Annotated in this window: 19 protein-coding genes; 13 read left to right on the top strand and 6 right to left on the bottom strand. The window is 73.2% G+C overall.

The features are described 5' to 3' along the window. Window positions 1-93 precede the first annotated feature (93 nt). Window positions 94-1140, bottom strand: coding sequence for a chitinase (locus ACFWPQ_RS32115; protein ID WP_384042414.1), 1047 nt, complete (start codon window positions 1138-1140; stop codon window positions 94-96). A gap of 156 nt (window positions 1141-1296) precedes the next feature. Here ACFWPQ_RS32115 and ACFWPQ_RS32120 point away from each other — a divergent pair, with 156 nt between their 5' ends. Beyond that, a complete protein-coding gene (locus ACFWPQ_RS32120; RefSeq protein ID WP_384042416.1) occupies window positions 1297-2307 on the top strand; it encodes an aldo/keto reductase in 1011 nt (336 codons plus the stop codon). A gap of 26 nt (window positions 2308-2333) precedes the next feature. Next, a complete protein-coding gene (locus ACFWPQ_RS32125) occupies window positions 2334-2936 on the top strand; it encodes a TetR family transcriptional regulator (protein ID WP_384042418.1) in 603 nt (200 codons plus the stop codon). On the opposite strand, the gene ACFWPQ_RS32130 is transcribed toward ACFWPQ_RS32125, so the two are convergent. The 3 genes from ACFWPQ_RS32130 to ACFWPQ_RS32140 all read right to left on the bottom strand — a co-directional run bounded on the left by ACFWPQ_RS32130 (window position 2923) and on the right by ACFWPQ_RS32140 (window position 4952). Then, window positions 2923-3339, bottom strand: coding sequence for a hypothetical protein (locus ACFWPQ_RS32130; protein WP_384042420.1), 417 nt, complete (start codon window positions 3337-3339; stop codon window positions 2923-2925). The two genes, ACFWPQ_RS32125 and ACFWPQ_RS32130, sit on opposite strands and share 14 nt — an antisense overlap. A 187-nt stretch (window positions 3340-3526) precedes the next feature. Continuing rightward, entirely contained in the window at window positions 3527-4675 is a 1149-nt protein-coding gene (locus ACFWPQ_RS32135) for a serine hydrolase domain-containing protein (protein WP_384042422.1), read from the bottom strand. Between the two features lie 58 nt (window positions 4676-4733). Continuing rightward, window positions 4734-4952, bottom strand: coding sequence for a hypothetical protein (locus ACFWPQ_RS32140; RefSeq protein WP_361299796.1), 219 nt, complete (start codon window positions 4950-4952; stop codon window positions 4734-4736). Between the two features lie 286 nt (window positions 4953-5238). Here ACFWPQ_RS32140 and ACFWPQ_RS32145 point away from each other — a divergent pair, with 286 nt between their 5' ends. Then, window positions 5239-7494, top strand: coding sequence for a SpoIIE family protein phosphatase (locus ACFWPQ_RS32145; protein ID WP_384042425.1), 2256 nt, complete (start codon window positions 5239-5241; stop codon window positions 7492-7494). 108 nt (window positions 7495-7602) lie between these two features. Here ACFWPQ_RS32145 and ACFWPQ_RS32150 read toward each other — a convergent pair whose 3' ends face one another. After that, window positions 7603-9030, bottom strand: a complete 1428-nt coding sequence (locus ACFWPQ_RS32150) for an MFS transporter (RefSeq protein WP_384042428.1) — start codon at window positions 9028-9030, stop codon at window positions 7603-7605. Window positions 9031-9131: 101 nt separating this feature from the next. On the opposite strand from ACFWPQ_RS32150, the gene ACFWPQ_RS32155 reads away from it, so the two are divergent. Next, window positions 9132-10049, top strand: coding sequence for a helix-turn-helix transcriptional regulator (locus ACFWPQ_RS32155; RefSeq protein WP_384042431.1), 918 nt, complete (start codon window positions 9132-9134; stop codon window positions 10047-10049). Between the two features lie 118 nt (window positions 10050-10167). Beyond that, window positions 10168-10530, top strand: a complete 363-nt coding sequence (locus tag ACFWPQ_RS32160) for an SCO4225 family membrane protein (RefSeq protein ID WP_384042434.1) — start codon at window positions 10168-10170, stop codon at window positions 10528-10530. A gap of 16 nt (window positions 10531-10546) precedes the next feature. Here the strand turns inward: ACFWPQ_RS32160 and ACFWPQ_RS32165 are convergent, their stop codons facing one another. Beyond that, entirely contained in the window at window positions 10547-11413 is an 867-nt protein-coding gene (locus ACFWPQ_RS32165; protein WP_384042436.1) for a LysR family transcriptional regulator, read from the bottom strand. Window positions 11414-11742: 329 nt separating this feature from the next. Here ACFWPQ_RS32165 and ACFWPQ_RS32170 point away from each other — a divergent pair, with 329 nt between their 5' ends. From ACFWPQ_RS32170 to ACFWPQ_RS32205, 8 genes are all read left to right on the top strand, one after another. Continuing rightward, window positions 11743-12438 (top strand): alpha/beta hydrolase, encoded by a 696-nt coding sequence (locus ACFWPQ_RS32170; protein ID WP_384042439.1) that lies wholly within the window; start codon window positions 11743-11745, stop codon window positions 12436-12438. Beyond that, window positions 12435-13316, top strand: coding sequence for a sulfurtransferase (locus ACFWPQ_RS32175; protein ID WP_384042441.1), 882 nt, complete (start codon window positions 12435-12437; stop codon window positions 13314-13316). The genes ACFWPQ_RS32170 and ACFWPQ_RS32175 overlap by 4 nt, the downstream gene beginning before the upstream one ends. Then, entirely contained in the window at window positions 13313-14179 is an 867-nt protein-coding gene (locus tag ACFWPQ_RS32180) for an ABC transporter permease (RefSeq protein ID WP_384042444.1), read from the top strand. The genes ACFWPQ_RS32175 and ACFWPQ_RS32180 overlap by 4 nt, the downstream gene beginning before the upstream one ends. Before the next feature lie 5 nt (window positions 14180-14184). After that, window positions 14185-14901 carry an ABC transporter ATP-binding protein gene (locus ACFWPQ_RS32185; protein WP_384042475.1) on the top strand — a complete coding sequence of 239 codons (717 nt, stop codon included), beginning with the start codon at window positions 14185-14187 and terminating at the stop codon, window positions 14899-14901. After that, window positions 14898-15893, top strand: a complete 996-nt coding sequence (locus tag ACFWPQ_RS32190; protein WP_384042447.1) for an ABC transporter substrate-binding protein — start codon at window positions 14898-14900, stop codon at window positions 15891-15893. The genes ACFWPQ_RS32185 and ACFWPQ_RS32190 overlap by 4 nt, the downstream gene beginning before the upstream one ends. A 14-nt stretch (window positions 15894-15907) precedes the next feature. Next, entirely contained in the window at window positions 15908-17008 is a 1101-nt protein-coding gene (locus ACFWPQ_RS32195) for an LLM class flavin-dependent oxidoreductase (RefSeq protein ID WP_384042450.1), read from the top strand. Window positions 17009-17037: 29 nt separating this feature from the next. After that, a complete protein-coding gene (locus ACFWPQ_RS32200) occupies window positions 17038-18039 on the top strand; it encodes an ABC transporter substrate-binding protein (RefSeq protein ID WP_384042453.1) in 1002 nt (333 codons plus the stop codon). Continuing rightward, window positions 18036-18503, top strand: a 468-nt coding sequence (locus ACFWPQ_RS32205; protein WP_384042456.1) for an acyl-CoA dehydrogenase family protein, incomplete at its 3' end; no start/stop codon positions are given. The genes ACFWPQ_RS32200 and ACFWPQ_RS32205, both read left to right, overlap by 4 nt.

Below are 18503 nucleotides of genomic sequence, written 5' to 3' on the forward strand. Positions count from 1 at the left end.
GCCGGTCGGCCCGTCGGAGCGGCGCGGCGAGGCGCGGCGAGGCCCCGGCCGCCGGATGCGGCCGGGGCCTCGCCGGAATGCCCGGCGGGCGGCTCAACGCCCCTGAAGCGCCTTGACGTTGTTGCCGAAGGTCCAGCTCTTCGAGCCGTCCCAGTTGATCGACCAGGTCATCAGGCCCTTGAGGGACGTGCCGTAGTGGTTCCAGGCCTGGGAGACCAGGGACGGCGACATGTAGCCGCCGCCCGCCCCGGACTGCGCGGGCAGGCCCGGGACCTGCTTGTCGTAGGGCACCTTGATCGTCGTACCCTGCACGACCAGGCCCTTGTTGAGGCAGTCGGTCTGCGCGGTGAAGCCGGCCACCGTGCCGGCCGAGTAGGAGTCGCCGGAGCAGCCGTACATGCTGCCGTTGTAGTACTGCATGTTGAGCCACCAGAGGCGGCCGTTGTCGGCGTACTTCTTGACGATCGGCAGGTAGGCGCCCCAGATCGAGCCGTAGGTGATGCTGCCCCCGGTGACGTACGCCGTCTCCGGGGCCATCGTGAGGCCGAAGTTGGACGGCATCTGGGCGAGGATCCCGTCGATGATGCGGACCAGGTTGGCCTGGGAGGTGGAGAGCTGGGTGATCGAACCGCTGCCCACCAGGCCGGTCTCGATGTCGATGTCGATGCCGTCGAAGTTGTACTTCTTCAGGATCGGGACGATCGTCGAGACGAACTTGTCGGCCACGGTGGCGGAGCTGAGGTCGATGCCCGCGGCCGCGCCGCCGATCGACAGCAGGATGGTCTGGCCGGAGGCCTTCGCCGCGCACATCTCCGCGGGCGTCGCCACCTTCACGCCCGTGTCCATGCCGTCCTCCCAGAGGGCCGTTCCGTCGGAACGGATCACGGGGAAGGCCGCGTTGATCACGTTGTAGCCGTGGGCGGCGATCGCGGAGTTGGTGATCGGGGTCCAGCCGAAGGGCGGGTGGACGCCGTTGGCGGAGCCGTCCCAGTTCTCCCAGTAGCCCTGGAGGACCTTTCCGGCGGGCCGTGACTTCACGGCGCAGGTGTCGGCGGCGGCGGCGGAGCCGGCGGCGGGGAGCTGGACGAGTGCCGCGGTCGCGAGTGCCGCGGCGAGCAGGGCGAGGGTGCGGCGGATCATGCGGGGCCTCCCGGTGGGGTCGGGTTGGGACGCGCGGGTGTCGTAGTCATGACAATGCGGGCGGTCCAGACCTCTCGTCAATAGGTCTGGACCATTCGGGACGGCTATGGAATGACAGATATTGAAATCTGTCATCTGTCATGCCAAGGTGGAGCCATGACGACGCACACCCGCTCCCTCGGATCCACCGGCCCCCAGGTCTCCGCCCTCGGCCTCGGCTGCATGGGCATGTCCGCGATGTACGGCGAGGCCGACCGCGCCGAGTCGATCGCCACCGTCCACGCGGCCCTCGAAGCCGGCGTGACCCTGCTCGACACCGGCGACTTCTACGCCATGGGCCACAATGAGATGCTGGTCGGCGAGGCCCTGCGCACCGCCCCCGCCGCCCTCCGCGAGAAGGCGCTGACCAGCGTCAAGTTCGGCGCCCTGCGCGACCCGGACGGCGGCTGGACCGGCTACGACGGCCGCCCGGCCGCCGTGAAGAACTTCGCCGCCTACTCCCTGCAGCGCCTCGGCGTCGACCACATCGACGTCTACCGGATCGCCCGCGTCGACCCGGACGTGCCGATCGAGGAGACGGTCGGCGCCATCGCCGAACTGGTCGAGAAGGGGCACGTCCGGCACATCGGCCTCAGCGAGGCGAGCGCGGACAACATCCGGCGGGCCGCCGCCACCGCGCCCATCGCCGACCTGCAGATCGAGTACGCGATCATCACCCGCGACATCGAGCGGGAGATCCTGCCGACCACGCGTGAGCTGGGCATCGGCATCACCGCGTACGGCGTGCTCTCCCGGGGCCTGATCTCCGGCCACTTCACCCGTGACCGGCAGCTCGGCGCGGGCGACTTCCGGGCCTTCTCGCCGCGCTTCCAGGGCGACAACCTCCAGCACAACCTCGACCTCGTCGAGGCGCTGCGCAAGATCGCCGACGAGAAGGGCGTGACGGTCGCGCAGATCGCCATCGCCTGGGTGCTCTCCCGCGGCGACGACATCGTGCCGCTCGTCGGCGCCCGCACCCGCGAGCGGCTCGCCGAGTCCCTGGGCGCGCTGGACGTCACCCTGGACGCGGCCGACCTGGCGGCGATCGAGGAGGCCGTACCGGCGGACGCGGCGGCGGGCACCCGCTACCCGGCCGTGCAGATGAGCCATCTCGGCACCGAGCACTGACCGCGGCGCCAGGTACCGTCTAGGCCATGGCAGCGACGTCCCCGACCCCGACCCCGGCCCTGACCGCCGAGCGCATCCTCGAGGCGACCGAGGAGGTGCTGCGCCGGCACGGCCCGGCCAAGGCCACCGTGGTGGACGTGGCCCGCGCGCTCGGCGTCAGCCACGGCAGTGTCTACCGGCACTTCCGGACCAAGGCGGCGCTGCGGGAAGCGGTGACGAAGAGGTGGCTGGACCGCACCTCGGAGCAGCTGTCCGGCATCGCGGCCGGGGCCGGGGACCCGGAGGCCCGGCTGCGCGACTGGCTGCAGGCCCTGTTCGACGCGAAGCGGCGCAAGGCCGGCGTCGACCCGGAGCTGTTCGCCACCTACATGGTGCTGGCCGACGAGAACGGCCCGGCGGTCACCGAGCACATCGCCGACCTGACCGGCCAGCTGACCGGGATCATCCGGGACGGGGCCGGGACGGGCGCCTTCACCGTGCCCGACCCCGCCGCCGCGGCCCGGGCCGTCTTCCAGGCCACCGGCCGCTTCCACGACCCGGGCTACGCGCGCGAGTGGGTGCGGCCGGAGGCCGGGGCGGACTTCGGGTCGCTGGTGGAGCTGCTGCTGCGGGGCCTCAGGTCACGTTGACCGTCACGGCCGGGGAGTAGACCTTCTTGCCGACCGCCGAGACCCGCAGATGCTCGGTGCCCACGGTGTTCAGCTTGGCGGTCAGCGAGTAGGAGCTGCCGTTCTTGGTCCTCGTGGTCGCCTTCAGCGGGATCCACTTGCCGGCCTTCTGGTGCTGGAGCACCAGCGGCCAGCCGACCTTCAGGCCGGAGGTGCGGCCGGTGAAGGTCACCTCGCCACCCGCCTTGACCGAGGTGGTGCTCGCCTTGATCGAGATCGAGGCCATGGCGGACGCGGACGGGGACGGGCTCGGCTTCGGTTTCGCCTCGCCGGCGAGGGCCCCGGTGGTACCGGCCGACAGCAGGGCCACGGAGAGCGCACCGGCGGCGAGGGCTCGGGAGATCTGGCGCTGGGTGGTGTGCATGGACGTACTCCTGTCGAGTGACGGGGGGACTCGTCAAGGGTTGGCCGGGTCACGCCCGGCGGCGACCCGAGCCGTCCCGGCAGCGGGTGGGCGCCGCCCCTCGCCCCGGTAAAGTCCGCAGGTGGCGACGGGTGCCTGACCTCGCGCTTCCGCCCCGGAGGATCACTCGAACGGCGTAATGCGGGCGCTAGGCGGTGACCTGCCAGAAGTCCCGCATCAGCGGGGTCGGCGTGGGGCTCGTCATGGCCGTCTGGGTCATGAGGACCGTGACCGTACCGGTGGCCGGCACGATGTGCGCGGTGGTGCCGGTGCCGCCGACCCAGCCGTAGCGGCCCGGCACCGACCAGGGGGCGGCCGGGGTGACGTCGACCTGGCCGCCGTACCCCCAGCCCTGGCCCTCCAGGAACAGGGTGGCGTTGTCCCGCTGGGCCGCCGTCAGGTGGTTGGTGGTCATGCGGCTGACCGAGGTGGCGGTGAGGAGCCGGCGGCCGTCCGGGGCGGCGCCGGCGTTCAGCAGCAGCCGGCCGAACGCCAGCCAGTCGTCGGCCGTGGAGACGAGGCCGCCGCCGCCCGAGTGGAAGCGCGGCAGCCGGCTCCACGCGCCGTCCGGGGTGTCCGTCAGGCGCAGCGTGCCGTCCTCGGCGGGGGAGTAGGAGGAGGTGAAGCGGTGCCGTTTCGAGGCCGGTACCGCGAACGCCGTGTCCCGCATGCCCAGCGGCTCGAAGACCCGCTCCGCCAGGAAGTCGGGGAGAGTGCGGCCCGACACCCGGGCGACCAGGATGCCCTGGAGGTCGGACGAGGTGCCGTACAGCCAGGCCTCGCCCGGCCGGTGCAGCATCGGCACCTGGGCGAGCAGGCCCAGCCACGTGTCCTGGTCCGGCCAGTCCTGCAGGGCGCGGCCGTCCCGCTGCACGGTGAACAGGGCCTGCACGGCGGGCCGGGAGAAGTCGTCGGGAAAGCCCCAGCCGGTGCGGGAGCTGAGCAGGTCCTCGACGGTGACCTGGCGGTCCGCCGGCACCACGTCGTCGACGTGGCTCGCGGGCGTCCGGACCACCATCGGCTTCGCGATCTCCGGCAGCCACTCGGCCACCGGGTCGCCGAGCCCGATCCGGCCCTCCTCCACCAGCATCAGCACCGCGGCGGCGACGATCGGCTTGGTGATCGACGCGATCCGGAAGACCGAGTCCCGGGCCATCGGGGCGGACCCCTCCACGTCGGTGTGCCCGACGGCCACCACCTCGACGTCGTCGCCGCGGGCGACGAGCCCCACGGCTCCGGTGACGGTGCCGGCATCGACGTGGCGGCGCAGGGCGGCATGCAGCGGGGACACGGTCATCGGTCGTCCTTCCGGTGGGCGGGGTCTGGGACGGTACGACTCCCACGCCGGCGGAAAGTCATCGCGAGGGCTGGGCGCCCGCGGGGTCCACGGTGGCCTGGTGGGCCTCGGCCAGGTGCTCCTGGGCCTTCAGCCAGGGCAGGAACTGCGCGCCCTTGCTCCAGCCGCAGGTGTCGCATTTGATCGTGCGCTGCACACCCGTGCGCTGCACCCGGACCACGTGTTCCCGGCCGTGCTGGTCCCAGCGGCTGACCTTGCTCTCGTCGATCTGCGACATGACGCCTCCGGAGTCTGTGCCCGGTCTGCTGTTCGGCACGTGTCGACGGCTGGCCGACGGCAAGGAGTGTGCAGCAAGACCAACATCAACGGGGACTTCTTCACCGGGTTTTACCGAGGACGTCCCGGAGTTCACACGGTGGACAACGCACCTTGTGCACCGCTCCGTCCCAACCGCCGGATCATGAGCCGGACTTGGTCTACCGGCGGAAACCCTGGACAGGGAATTGACCCTGGCTCAAGATGAAAGCGACCTTGTGTGAAGCGGCCACCGGCACGGAGAGGCGATGCTGCCGGATCCTCAACGTTTCCTGGCCGTTGCCGGCCGCCGGATCGCCCGCGCCGAGGGCGCGGACCAGGCCGTCCGTGAGCTGTACCGTGTGACGGTCCCGGACCTGGCGGACGGGATGTTCGTCTACCTCGGCGACCGCTCGCCGGGCCGTTCCGAGCCGGAGCGCCTGGAGTTGGACGGGCTGCCTCCCGAACTCGGCGGCCTCATGGGCGGGATGCCCCCGCGGTCGAGACCGGTGGCACCCGACGGCGCGCTCGCCGCGCTGCTGCGGTGCGGCAGGGCGCGCGGCCGGGGCCCGGACGACGTGGACGGGGCCCTCGCCGAACTTCTCGGCACGGCGATCCGGCTCCCACAGGGGAACCGGGTCCTGCTCGCCCCGCTGCGCGCCCCCGACGCCGTCGTGGGCGTGGTGGTGTTCCTGCGGCGCCCGGACCGGGAGGACTTCGTGGAGGACGACATCGCCCTGGCCGACGCGCTGTCGGCGCAGACCGCGCTCGGCGTCCGAGAGGACACCCTCGCCGCCGGGCCGCCCGCCGCGCCGAAGGCCCCGGACGAGGACCGCCTCCGCTACGTCGGCGCCGCCACCCGGCGGATCGCCCGCGGCTTCGACACCGACGAGATCGTGCTCGGCCTGTGCCGGGCCGCCGTACCGACGTACTCCGACGCGGCCCTCGTCTACCTGCGCGACCCGCTGCCGGTCGGCGACGAACGGCCCACCGGCCCGGCCGTGCTGCGGCTGCGCCGCACCGACCGGCTCAAGGGCCCCGGCACCGAGGGCCTGGTCTGGCCCGCGGAGACGGTGGACGACGAACAGGACGACCTGGACGCCTCCGACTGGAGCGAGGTGGTGCCCGGCGGCGCCCTCGCCGAGGTGCTCCGCGGGGTCCGGCCGGTGTTCGCCGACACCCCGCCGACCCGCGCCGCACTGGGCGAACTGGTCGGCCCCGACAGCGCGCTGAACGACTGGGTCGGCACGCACGCGATCCTCGCCCCGCTGCGCGGCCGCCGCCGGGTCACCGGCGCGGTGGTCTTCCTGCGCCGGCCCGAGCGCCCCGCGTTCGAGCCCGCCGACCTCCTGGTCGCCGCACAGCTCGCCACCCACACCGCGCTCGGCGTCGACAAGGCCGTGCTGTACAGCAGGGAGGCGTTCATCGCCGACCGGCTGCAGCGCGCCATGCTGCCGCACTCCCTGCCCCGGCCCACCGGCGTCCGGCTGGCGGTGCGCTACCTCCCGGCCGCCGAGACCGCGCGCGTCGGCGGCGACTGGTACGACGCGATCCCGCTGCCCGGCAGCCGGGTGGCGCTGGTCGTCGGCGACGTCATGGGCCACTCCATGACCTCGGCCGCCGTCATGGGCCAGCTGCGCACCACCGCGCTGACCCTGGCCGGCCTCGACCTGCCCCCGCAGGAGGTGCTGCACCACCTCGACGAACAGGCCCAGCGACTCGGCACCGACCGCATGGCCACCTGCCTGTACGTCGTGTACGACCCCGTCTCGCACCGCATGACCATCGCCAACGCCGGCCATCCGCCGCCGATCCTGCTCTATCCGGGCGGCAAGACCGAGGTCCTCGCGGTGCCGCCGGGCGCCCCGATCGGCGTCGGCGGCATCGACTTCGAGGCGGTGGAGCTGGACGCCCCCACCGGTGCGACGCTGTTGTTGTACACCGACGGGTTGGTCGAGTCCCGGCTGCGCGACGTGTGGACCGGCATCGAGCAGCTGCGCGAGAAGCTCGCCGCCACCGCCCAGCTGACCGGCCCCGACCGGCCCCCGCCGCTGGAGGCCCTGTGCGACGAGGTGCTCGACATGCTCGGGCCGGGCGACCGGGACGACGACATCGCGCTGCTCGCCGCCCGCTTCGACGGCATCGCGCCGAGCGACGTCGCGTACTGGACCCTGGAGCCGGAGGTCGGTGCCCCCGGCCGGGCCCGCCGGCTCACCCGGCAGGCCCTGGCTGGCTGGGGCCTGGAGGATCTCACCGACACCGCCGAGCTGCTGGTCAGCGAGATCGTCACCAACGCGGTGCGGCACGCCACCCGCCCGATCAGCCTGCGGCTGCTGCGCACGGACGTGCTGCGCTGCGAGGTCGGCGACGACGTGCCGCAGCTGCCGAGGCTGCGGCAGGCCAAGGCCACCGACGAACACGGTCGGGGCCTGTACCTGGTGCACCGGCTGGCCCGGCGGTGGGGGACGACCCGGCTCGGTACCGGCAAGATCGTCTGGTTCGAATTGGGGGGCAGCGGCGGGTGAGTGCGCCGCTGGGGGTGCCGCTTCGGGTCGTCTGGCGGCTGCGGCGCCGTTGGGGCTGGTCGCGCAGTTCCCCGCGCCCCTTTGGGGCGCTGCAGAACCGGGGACCGGTCAGTTCACGGTGCGGGGCAGGCGGAGGCTGAGCAGGCCGGTGACCACCACCAGGGCCAGCTGGACCAGCAGCGTGACGACCAGGGCGTCCCGGACGCCCTGGTGCGGGATCAGGGAGAGGAACAGGGTGCCCAGGGTGGCCACGCCGAGGGCGAGGGCGGACTGCTGGGTGGTGACCATCACGCCGCTGCCCACCCCGGCCCGCGCGGGCGGTACCTCCGACATCACCAGGCGCAGCACGTTGGGGAGTTGCAGGGCCTGACCGGCACCGGCGACCGCGACCCCGGGCAGCAGCCCGGCGAAGTCCAGGTGCGGCCAGTCCCGGCGGGCGGCGAGCACGATGAGGACGATGCCGACCGCCTGGATCACGGACCCGGCGGTCACCACCCGGCTGCCGTACCGGGCGATCAGCCGCGGCCCGGCGAGCGAGACGAACAGGAAGGCGACGGCCATCGGGGCGAGCGCCATCCCCGCCGCGACCGGGCCCAGGTGCTCCCCGCTCTGCAGGGCCACGGCGATCACGAACATGAACCCGCTGAACCCGATCGAGAACGGCAGCATCAGCACCAGACCCCGGCGCAGCGAGGCGAGTTCGAACAGGCTCGGCGGGACCAGCGGGGTGCGTCCCGCCCGGTCGGCGCGGCGCTCCACGGCGTAGAAGGCGACGGCCACGCCCGGGAACGCGGCCAGCGACAGCCAGGTCCACAGCGGCCAGCCCGCCGCCCGGCCCTCGGTGAGCGGGGCGAGCAGGGCGAGGAGGGAGGCCGCGAGCAGCACGGTGCCGGGTCCGTCGACGGGTTCGGGCTTCTGCGACTTCGTCTCCGGTACGAACCGGGCGCCGAGCACCAGCCCGACGACCACGACCGGCACGTTGACGAGGAACACCGAGCGCCAGCCGGTGCCCCAGATGTCGGCGGCGACCAGCACCCCGCCGAGTATCTGCCCGGCGACCATGGAGAGGCCGGCGGTGGCGCCGTACAGGCTCATGGCCCGCGCGCGGCGGCCGCCGGCGGTGGCGGCCTGGATGGTGGCGAGGACCTGCGGGAGCATCGCGGCGGACGCGGCACCCTGGGCGACCCGGGCCGCCACCAGCGTCCAGGCGCTGGGTGCGAGTCCGCAGGCCAGCGAGGTCAGCCCGAACGCGGCCATGCCGCCGAGGAAGAGCCGGCGGCGCCCGAACAGGTCGCCGAGCCGGCCGCCGAGGACCAGCAGCACGGCGTAGGCGACGCCGTACCCGGCGACGACGAGTTCCAGGACCGCCTCGCCCGCGTGCAGGTCGGCGCCGATGGTGGGCAGGGCGACGTTGACGATGAAGAAGTCGACGAGGGGAAGGGCGGCGGCCAGCAGGACGGTGAACAGTCCGGGGCCGCCGAGCGCCGGTGGCGCGGACGGGGACCGTACGTTGGCGGTGGTGACGGTTTCGGTCATGCACCCGAGCCTGCGGCCTGGCTGAGACTGGTACCAGAGTCTCCTTGTCCTGGTAGTAGAAGTACCTGGCAACAGGATCGGCGGCGCGGCAGTCTGGACGCATGACGACCACGGCGCAGGAGACGACGAGCCCTCGGCGGACAGCAGCGGCCCCCGCCCCGGGCCGGGGTGCCGACATCCGGCGGCACGAGCTGGCCGCGTTCCTGCGCAGCCGCCGGGAGCGGATCACCCCGGAGGAGGTGGGCCTGCCCCGCGGCACCCGCCGCCGCACGCCCGGCCTGCGCCGCGAGGAGGTCGCCCAGCTCTCCGCGGTCGGCGTCACCTGGTACACCTGGCTCGAACAGGCCCGGGACATCCAGGTCTCCGTCCAGGTCCTGGACGCCCTCGCCCGCACCCTGCGGCTCGACGGCACCGAGCGCGCCCACCTCTTCCAGCTGGCCGAAGCCGTCGACCCGACCCCCGCCGCGAGCTGCACGGGCGTCACCCCGGCCCTGCACGAGATGCTCCGCGCCCTGGAACCCCTCCCGGCCTCCGTCCAGAACAGCCGCTACGACATCCTCGCCTACAACCGCACCTACGCCCGCCTGATGGGCGACCTGGACGCGGTCCCGCCCGAGGACCGCAACTGCATGATCCTCGTCTACACCAACCCCGAATGGCGCCGCTCCATCGTGCACCTGGAGGAGACCCGCCGCCTGATGGCCGCGAAGCTCCGCGCGTCCATGGCCGGCCATCTCGCCGAGCCGGCCTGGAAGATGCTGGTCAAGCGGCTGGCGGCGGAGTCCGCGGAGTTCCGCGAGAACTGGGAGCGCTACGAGGTGGTGGACCTGCGCGCCAGGACCAAGCAGTTCCTCAACCCGTACGTCGGCTTCCTCACCCTGGAACACACGGACCTGTTCCTGAACCCGGGCTCCGGGGCGCGGATGGTCACCTACGTCCCGGCGGACGAGGACACGCGTGAGCGCCTGGAGCGGCTGCACGACCTGGCGCAGGCGGGAGCCGGGATGTCGAACTACTGACCGGGACACGGGAATTCGTTCGCACAACTGAGTACGCGTACTCAGGACCGGGACGCGGTCCGGCCCCGACGATGCAGTGAGCGTGAGGAAACGACGACCGGCCACGGGGGAGACGACGATGGAAACCGGCCCGGCCCGCACCGTTGTCCGGCTGATGCTCACCAACCGCCTCTCGGTGGCCTACCTCGTCCTGGTCGCCGTCGTCATCGCCAAGGCCGCCGTCGACGCCGCCGACACCGACGACCACGGCTCCGACTACGCCTGGCTCTGGCCGCCCCTGGTCACGTTCCCGGTGTTCCCGGTGCTCTCGGCGCTCGGCCGGACGGCCTGGCGCACGGACACCCCGAACTGGTTCTTCGTCGGCACGGTCGTCGTCTCGGCGCTCCTCCAGTCCCTGGTCCTGGGCGCCCTCAGGCAGGCCGTCCTGGCCCGGCACCGCCGCTCGGTCCGCTCCGCCGATCTCGGCGTCCCCTGCCGGTGACGGGCCGGGCGGGCCGTCAGGTCCCGGCCGCCGCCCCGCCGAGCAGCTCCCGGGCGGCGGCGAACGCGGCCCGTACCGTCGTGGGGTCGGCGCCGGGGCGGGCGAGCGCGCTCATCGGGATGGGGGTGACGGCGGGCAGGCCGTCGTACCGGGTCAGGCCGTCCGGGGCCGCGCCGACCGCGGCGATGAGGGCGACGCCCTGCCCGGTGCGGGCGATGTCGAGGACCCCCGCGAGATAGCCGGCGTCACCGACGACCGTGGCCGGCACGCCCTGCGCGGCGAGCGTGGCGATGGCCCGGCGGCGGATCGCACAGGGCTCCTCGATGGCGACCAGCGGCACCGGGGAGGGGGCGTCGGGCCGCCGCCAGCCGGGGGTCGCGTGCCAGGAGAGCGGAAGACCGCCGACGGGCGTGCCCTCGGTGGCGGCGGCCTCCGTGACGTACACCGCCACGTCCACGCTGCCCCGTTCGACCGCCTCCACCAGCCGTGCGGAGCGGTCGATGCGATAGCGGACCCGGCAGCCGGGCCGGACCTCCTGGACGGCGGCGGTGAGCCGGGGCAGGAACTGGTCCGCCGCGTGCTCGGTGGAGCCGATGGTGACGGTGTCGCCGTCCGCGTCCAGCAGCACCCGCACGGCCTCGTCGTGGACGGCGAGGATCCGCCGGGCCTGTTCGAGGAGCAGGCGTCCCTCGGGTGTGAACCGGGTGCCGCGGCCCTCGCGTTCGACCACGGGGTGCCCCAGCGCCTTCTCCAGTCTGCGCACGTGCTGGCTCACCGCCGACTGGCTGAGGGCGAGCGCGCGGGCGGCCCGGTGGAAGCCGCCGCAGTCGGCCACCGCGGTCAGGCTGCGCAGGGCCACGATGTCGAGGACGGGTCGGGACATGGCGGTGACGGTAGCCGTTTCCCCGACCGATCGCGATCCCTGATCGGTTTCGATGCGGAATCATCGTTGGACGCGTTCGGTCACCGCCGCTCATGATGGAGGCATGTTCGCGACCGCCACGGCTGCCCTTCTGACGCAGCGCCGAGTCATCGACTTCGGCGTGGCGTGCAGCGCCCGCTGTCGCTGATTCCTCGATTCCTCCGCGCGTATCCGCGTCCTTCCGCCGCCCCCGGCGAACCCGCCCCGTGGCCGGCACGTGCCGGTGACGGCCGCCTCTCCTCCCCCCTTTTTCTTCTCTTCCCCTGCTCCGGAACGGGAGTTGCCCCCTCATGTCGTTCTCCTGGGACGAACCCGAAGGCCTCGCCGCGCGCGGCACGCTGATCGTGCTGGCCGGCCGCGGCGAACACGGCGGTGTGTACGAGCGGTTCGGCCGCCGGCTGGCCTTCGACGCCTACCGCGTCCGCGCCCTCGGCGACCCGGCCGCCGACCCGGCGGTCCTCGACGAGGCCGCCAAACTCCTCGCCGACGAGTCACTGCCCGGACCGAAGGTCCTGGTCGGCGCGGACACCGGCGCCCGGTACGCGGTGGAGCTGGCCGCCGGGCCGGCCTCCGGCGCCGACGCGCTGATCCTGGCCGGCCTGCCCACCGGCCCCTGGGCGGCCGGCGGCTGGGAGACCGAGATCGAGGCGCGTACCGCCTGCCCCACCCACCAGGCCCGGCTGACCGGCGACCCCGCCTTCCGCCGCGGGGCCCTCGACATCACACCCGACCTGCCGGAACTCCGCCTGGACCGGGTACGGGTGCCGGTGCTGGCCCTGCACGGCAAGGACGACCGGGTCAGCCCGGTGACGGCGGCCCGCGCGGCCTACGCGGATTCCCCGGTCCACCTGGTGGAGTTCACCGGCGGCCGCCACGACGTCCTCAACGACGCCCTGCACCGCACGGCCGCCGCCACCGTCGTGCTGTTCCTGGAGCGGCTGCGCCTCTCGCCCGGGCTGCCCCTGATCGCGGAGGGCCTCGCATGAGCCGCCGGGTCCTGACCACCGCCGCCGGACTGCACGCCCTGCTCGGCTCCGGCCGGCCGCCCGCCGTCCTCGACGTCCGCTGGGCCCTGGGCGACCCGCACGGCCGCGACCACTACGCCGACGGCCACCTCCCGGGCGCGGTCTACGTCGACCTCGACACCGAACTGGCCGCGCCGCCCTCGCCGCGGGCCGGCCGCCATCCCCTGCCCGGCCTCGACACCCTCCAGGCGGCGGTACGGCGCTGGGGAGTGCGGGCGGACCAGCCCGTCGTGGTCTACGACGACCTGGGCAACACGGCGGCCGCACGGGCCTGGTGGCTGCTGCGGTACGCGGGCCTCACCGACGTCACGCTCCTCGACGGGGCGCTGGGCGCCTGGCGGGCGGCCGGGCTGCCGCTGGAGACCGGGATCCCGGCCGCTCCGGCGCCCGGAGACGTCGTACTGCGGGCGGGCGCGCTGCCGGTCACGGACGCCGACGGCGCCGCCGGGCTCGCCGCCGACGGGCTGCTGCTGGACGCGCGGGCCGGGGAGCGGTACCGGGGCGAGGTGGAGCCGGTGGATCCGCGGGCCGGGCACATCCCGGGCGCGGTCTCCGCGCCGACCGGCGAGAACCTCGCGGCCGACGGCACCTTCCTCCCCGCCGCCGCGCTGCGCGAACGGTTCGGGAAGGCGGGCGCGGGCGCGGCGACGCGGATCGGCGTCTACTGCGGCTCCGGGGTCACCGCCGCCCACCAGATCGCGGCCCTGGAGATCGCCGGGTTCGAGGCGGCGGTCCTGTTCCCGGGCTCCTGGTCGGCGTGGTCGGCGGATCCCGACCGTCCGGCCGCGACCGGACCACTTCCGTCCGGGTCGCCCACGGCTGTGGGGGGGTCCTCATGACCACCGAATCGCTGAAGGCCGCCGTCCCCGCGCCGCAGGCCGCGCCCCCCGCCGGGCGGGTCACGATCCGCGGCACCGTCCGGCAGGGCCGTCGGCCGGCCGTGCCCCGTTCCGTGCGCCGCGCCGCCGGACCCGTCGGGCTGATCCTGCTCTGGTTCCTGGCCTCCGCCACCGGCGTCCTCCCGGAGTCCGTGCTGGCCTCACCGGTGGACGTGCTCGGACAGGCCGTCGACCTCACCAAGGACGGCGAACTGCCCCGCGCCATCGCCGCGTCGGGCCGCCGGGCCGGCATCGGCTTCCTCATCGGCGCCACGGTCGCCCTCGTCCTCTCCCTCCTCGCCGGGCTGTTCCGGCTCGGCGAGGACGTCATCGACTCCTCGATGGGCATGTTCCGGGCGATCCCCTGGGTCGGTCTGATCCCGCTGTTCATCGTCTGGTTCGGCATCGAGGAGACCCCGAAGATCGCCCTGGTCGCCCTCGGCGTCACCTACCCCCTGTACTTCAACATCTACGGCGGCATCCGCTCCACCGACGCCCAACTCGTCGAGGCCGCCCGCATGATGGGCCTCGGCCGGCTCGGCCTCGTCACGTACGTGATCCTGCCGAGCGCGCTGCCCGGTGCCCTCGTGGGACTCCGGTACGCCCTGTCGACGGCCTGGCTGGCCCTGGTCTTCGCCGAGCAGATCAACGCGGACGCGGGCCTCGGCTACCTGATGAGCAACGCCCAGCAGTACTTCCGCACCGACGTCATCGTGCTGTGCCTCGTCGTCTACGCCCTGCTCGGCCTGGCCTGCGACTTCGCCGTACGGATCCTGTCCCGCCGCCTGCTGACCTGGCGCGCCAACTTCGAGGGCGAGGCGTGAGCATCATGGCCAACAGCGTGGAGATCAGGGCGCTTTCCCGGGCCTTCGACGGCAACACCGTCCTGCACGACCTCGATCTCGACATCCGCGAGGGCGAGTTCGTGGCCCTGCTCGGGCACAGCGGCTGCGGCAAGTCGACGCTGCTGCGGATCCTGGCCGGCCTCGACGACGAGATCGGCGGCGAGGTGACCGTGCCGGTCCGGCGCAGCGCCGCGTTCCAGTCGCCCCGGCTGCTGCCCTGGCTGAAGGTGTGGCGCAACGTCGTCCTCGGCCTGCCCGGCCGCGCCGACCGCGCGCTCGCCGTGCAGGCCCTGGACGAGGTGGGCATCGCCGACCGCGCCGGGGTGTGGCCGAAGACCCTCTCCGGCGGCCAGGCGCAGCGCGTCTCGCTGGCCCGCGCCCTGGTCCGCGAACCCGAACTGCTCCTCCTCGACGAGCCGTTCGGCGCCCTCGACGCCCTCACCCGCGGCAAGGTCCAGCAACTCGTCGCCGAACTCTGGCAGTCGCACGGCTGCGCGGTCCTCCTCGTCACCCACGACGTGGAGGAGGCGCTGCTGCTCGCCGACCGGGTGCTGGTCATGGACGGAGGCCGGATCGCCCACGAACTCACCGTCGACCTGCCCCGCCCCCGCGACCTGACCACCCCCGGCTTCGTCTCCCTGCGCGCCCGGCTGCTCGGCTGGCTCGGCGTCACCCGCACCCTGGAAGGAACCCCCTCGTGACACGCGCCATACGTGGAACCCGCAGACTCACCGCCACCGCCACCGCCGCGCTGAGCGCCCTCACTCTCCTGGCCCTGACCGCCTGCGGCGCGGACTCCTCGGCGGACGCCTCCGCGAAGGGGCAGGTCACCCTCACCATCGGCGACCAGGCCAAGACCCTGCAGACGATCGTCGCCGCCTCCGACGCCCTCAAGGGCGCCGAGTACAAGGTGAAGTGGGCCGAGTTCGAGGGCGCCGCGCCGCTCTACCAGGCCGTGCAGGCGGGCGCCGCCGACACGGGGTTCTCCGCCGACCTGCCCGCCCTGCAGGCGCTCAGCGGCGGGGTGAGACTGAAGAACGTCGCGGCCCTCAAGAACGACGGCACGCACGTCGGCATCGTCGTCCGCAAGGACTCCGGCATCGACAGCGTCAAGGACCTCAAGGGCCAGAAGGTGGTCGTCTCCTCGGCCAGGGGCAGCGTCTCGGAGTACCTGCTGGCCAACGTGCTGAAGCAGAACGGTCTCAGCTACAAGGACGTCCAGGTGCAGTACCTGCTGCCGACCGACGCCCAGGCCGCCTTCGCCTCCGGGAAGGTCAAGATCTGGGCGACCTTCGGCGTCTACCAGGCCGTCGGCCTGGAGCAGGGCGGCCGGCTCCTCGTCGACGGCGGGGACGGCCGGGTCAGCGGCATCGGCTTCGTCAACGCCTCCGACAAGGCCCTCGCGGACACGTCGAAGAAGGCCGCCCTGGCCGACTTCCTCAAGCGCCTCGGCACGGCCCTGAAGTGGACCAGCACCCACCAGGACGCCTACGCCAAGGCCATCGAGCAGCGCAACGGCGCCGACGCGACCGTGGCCAGGACCCTGGCGTCCGCCGCGTACAGCCAGGTGCTGCCGATCACCTCCGACGTGAACACGACCGTCCAGGGCGTCGCCGACCTCATGAACGGCATCGGCGTGCTCGACCCGAACGTGGACGTGGCGAAGTCCGCCGACACGTCACTTCTCAAGTAACCACGGGAGCCCTCATGCCTGTCGAGTTCATCAGCGCCGTCCACACCGACGCCGGAGCCTCCGGCCCCGCCGCCTCCAGCCGTACCGGCCTCGACGTCGACCACCTGCGCAGGTACGCCCGCGCCCTGGACGACGGCGGCTTCGACCACACCCTGGTCGCCTACCACTCGGCCTCCCCGGACGCCTTCCAGGTCGCCCAGTTCGTCGCCACCCACACCGAACGCGTCCGCCCGATCCTCGCCCACCGCCCCGGCGTGATCTTCCCGACCCACGCGGCCCGCGCCCTCGCCACCCTCGACCGGATCAGTGACGGCCGCCTCACCCTGCACATCATCTCCGGCGGCAACGACGAGGAGCAGCGCCGCGAGGGCGACTACCTCGACAAGGCCGAGCGGTACGAGCGGTCGGACGAGTACATCCAGATCCTCCGGAAGGTCTGGCTGGCCGACGGCCCGGTCTCGCATCACGGCAAGTACTTCACCTTCGAGGGCTACTACTCCGACGTGAAGCCCGTGCACGGCCTGGTCCCGATCTCCGTCGGCGGCTCCTCCCAGGACGCCTACCGGGTCGGCGGGCAGCAGGGCGACATCTTCGGCCTGTGGGGCGAACCGCTGAAGGAGACCGCCGAGCAGATCGCCGCCGTCAACGCGGTCGCCGACGCGGCCGGCCGCCCGCACCCCCGGATCTGGGTCTCCTTCCGCCCGATCATCGCGCCCACCGAGGAACTCGCCTGGGAGAAGGCGCACCGCACCCTCGGCGTCCTCCAGGACCAGGCCCGCACCACCGAACTGCTCCGCCACTACCGCACCAACGGCCGTCCGGCGAACGTCGGCTCCCAGCGGCTGCTCGACATCGCCGAGCGCGGCGAGGTCCACGACCGCTGCCTGTGGACCGCCCCCGCCGTCGCCACCAACGCGGCCGGTGCCTCCACCGCCCTCGTGGGCACCCCCGAGACCGTCGCCCAGGCCCTCCTCGACTACGTCGACATCGGCTGCGACCTGCTGTCGATCCGCGGCTACGACCCGCTCAACGACGCCATCGACTACGCCCGGCACGTGCTGCCCCTGGTCCGCCAGGAACTGGCCCACCGCGCCGCCACCGCCCCCGCCGCCTGACACCCCCGCGAGTAATCCATGGAGACCCCGTGTTGTTGCCCCGCGCCCTGCGCGCGCCCGCCGCCCTGCTCGCCGCCCTCCTGCTGCCCTTCGCCGCGGCCTGCGGCGGCAGCGCCCAAGCCGACTCCGAGGCCGGCGTCACCCTGCGCGTCGGCGCCACCGGCTGGAAGGTCGAGGAGGCGGTCCTCAAGTTCGCCCACCTCGACGACACCCCGTACAAGGTGAAGTGGAGCGTGTTCCAGGGCGGCGACCAGCAGCTCCAGGCCGTCCGCGCGAGCGCCCTCGACCTCGCCTCCTCCAGCGAGATCCCGCCGGTCTTCTCGGCCGCCGACGGCAGACCGAACTTCAAGGTCGTCGCCGTCCAGCAGGGCACGACCCTCAACCAGGAGGTCGTCGTCCCCAAGGGCTCGAAGGTGACCGACATCGCGGGCCTCAAGGGCAGGAAGGTCGGCTACGTCAAGAACACCACCGCCCACTACTTCCTCTACGAACTGCTGAAGCGGGCGGGCCTGACCTGGTCCGACATCGACGCCAAGCCCCTCCTCCCCAACGACGGCCTGGCCGCCCTGAACGGCGGCTCCATCGACGCCTTCGCCTCCTACGGCACCTCGATCATCACCGCCCACCAGCAGGGCGCCACGACCGTCGGCTCCGGCGCGGACATCCTGTCCGGCAACTTCCTGTGGTCGGCCCGCGACAGCGTCCTGAAGAGCTCCGCGCAGAAGGCCGCGGCGGCCGACCTGATCGCCCGGATCACCAAGGCGTACGCGTACGTCCGCGACGGCCACGAGGCCGCCTTCGCCCAGGTGATCGCGGAGAACACCCACCAGCCGGCCGCCCAGGCCGAACGGGACCTGACCGCCCAGCAGAAGCAGCGCCCCACGCGGGCCCGCACGGTCGACGACACGGCGATCGCCTCCGAGCAGGAGGTGGCCGACGCGTTCACCGAGCTGGGCGCGCTGTCCTCGCACCTGGACGTGCGGTCGTTCTGGACCACCGCCCTGAACGCCGACCTGAAGAAGGCCCTGTGACCGCCGCGACCGTCGACCGCATAGCCGAACTGGCTGCCGGGTACGACCACACCGGCACCTTCCCCGCCGAGTCGCTGACACTCGTCCACGAGGCGGGCTGGCTGACCGCGACGATCGGCCGGCAGTACGGCGGCCGGGGCGCCGGAGTCGAGGACACCGCCCGCATCCTGCACACCGTCGGCCGGGGCGACCCGTCCGTCGCCCTCATCACGGCGATGACCCTGGCCACCCACGCCCGCCAGGCGGCCCACCCCCACTGGCCGGAGGGGCTGTACGCGCGCGTGCTGAAGGAGTCCGAGCAGCGCCCGGTTCTCGTCAACCACGCGCGCGTGGAGCCGGAACTGGGCTCCCCGGCCCGGGGCGGCCTCCCGGCCACCCGCGCCCACCGCACCCCGGACGGCTGGTCGATCAGCGGCACGAAGAGGTTCGTGACCGGAGCGGAGGGCCTGGACTGGTTCCTGGTG

The organism is Streptomyces sp. NPDC058464 (assembly GCF_042721035.1).
Lineage (GTDB): Bacteria > Actinomycetota > Actinomycetes > Streptomycetales > Streptomycetaceae > Streptomyces.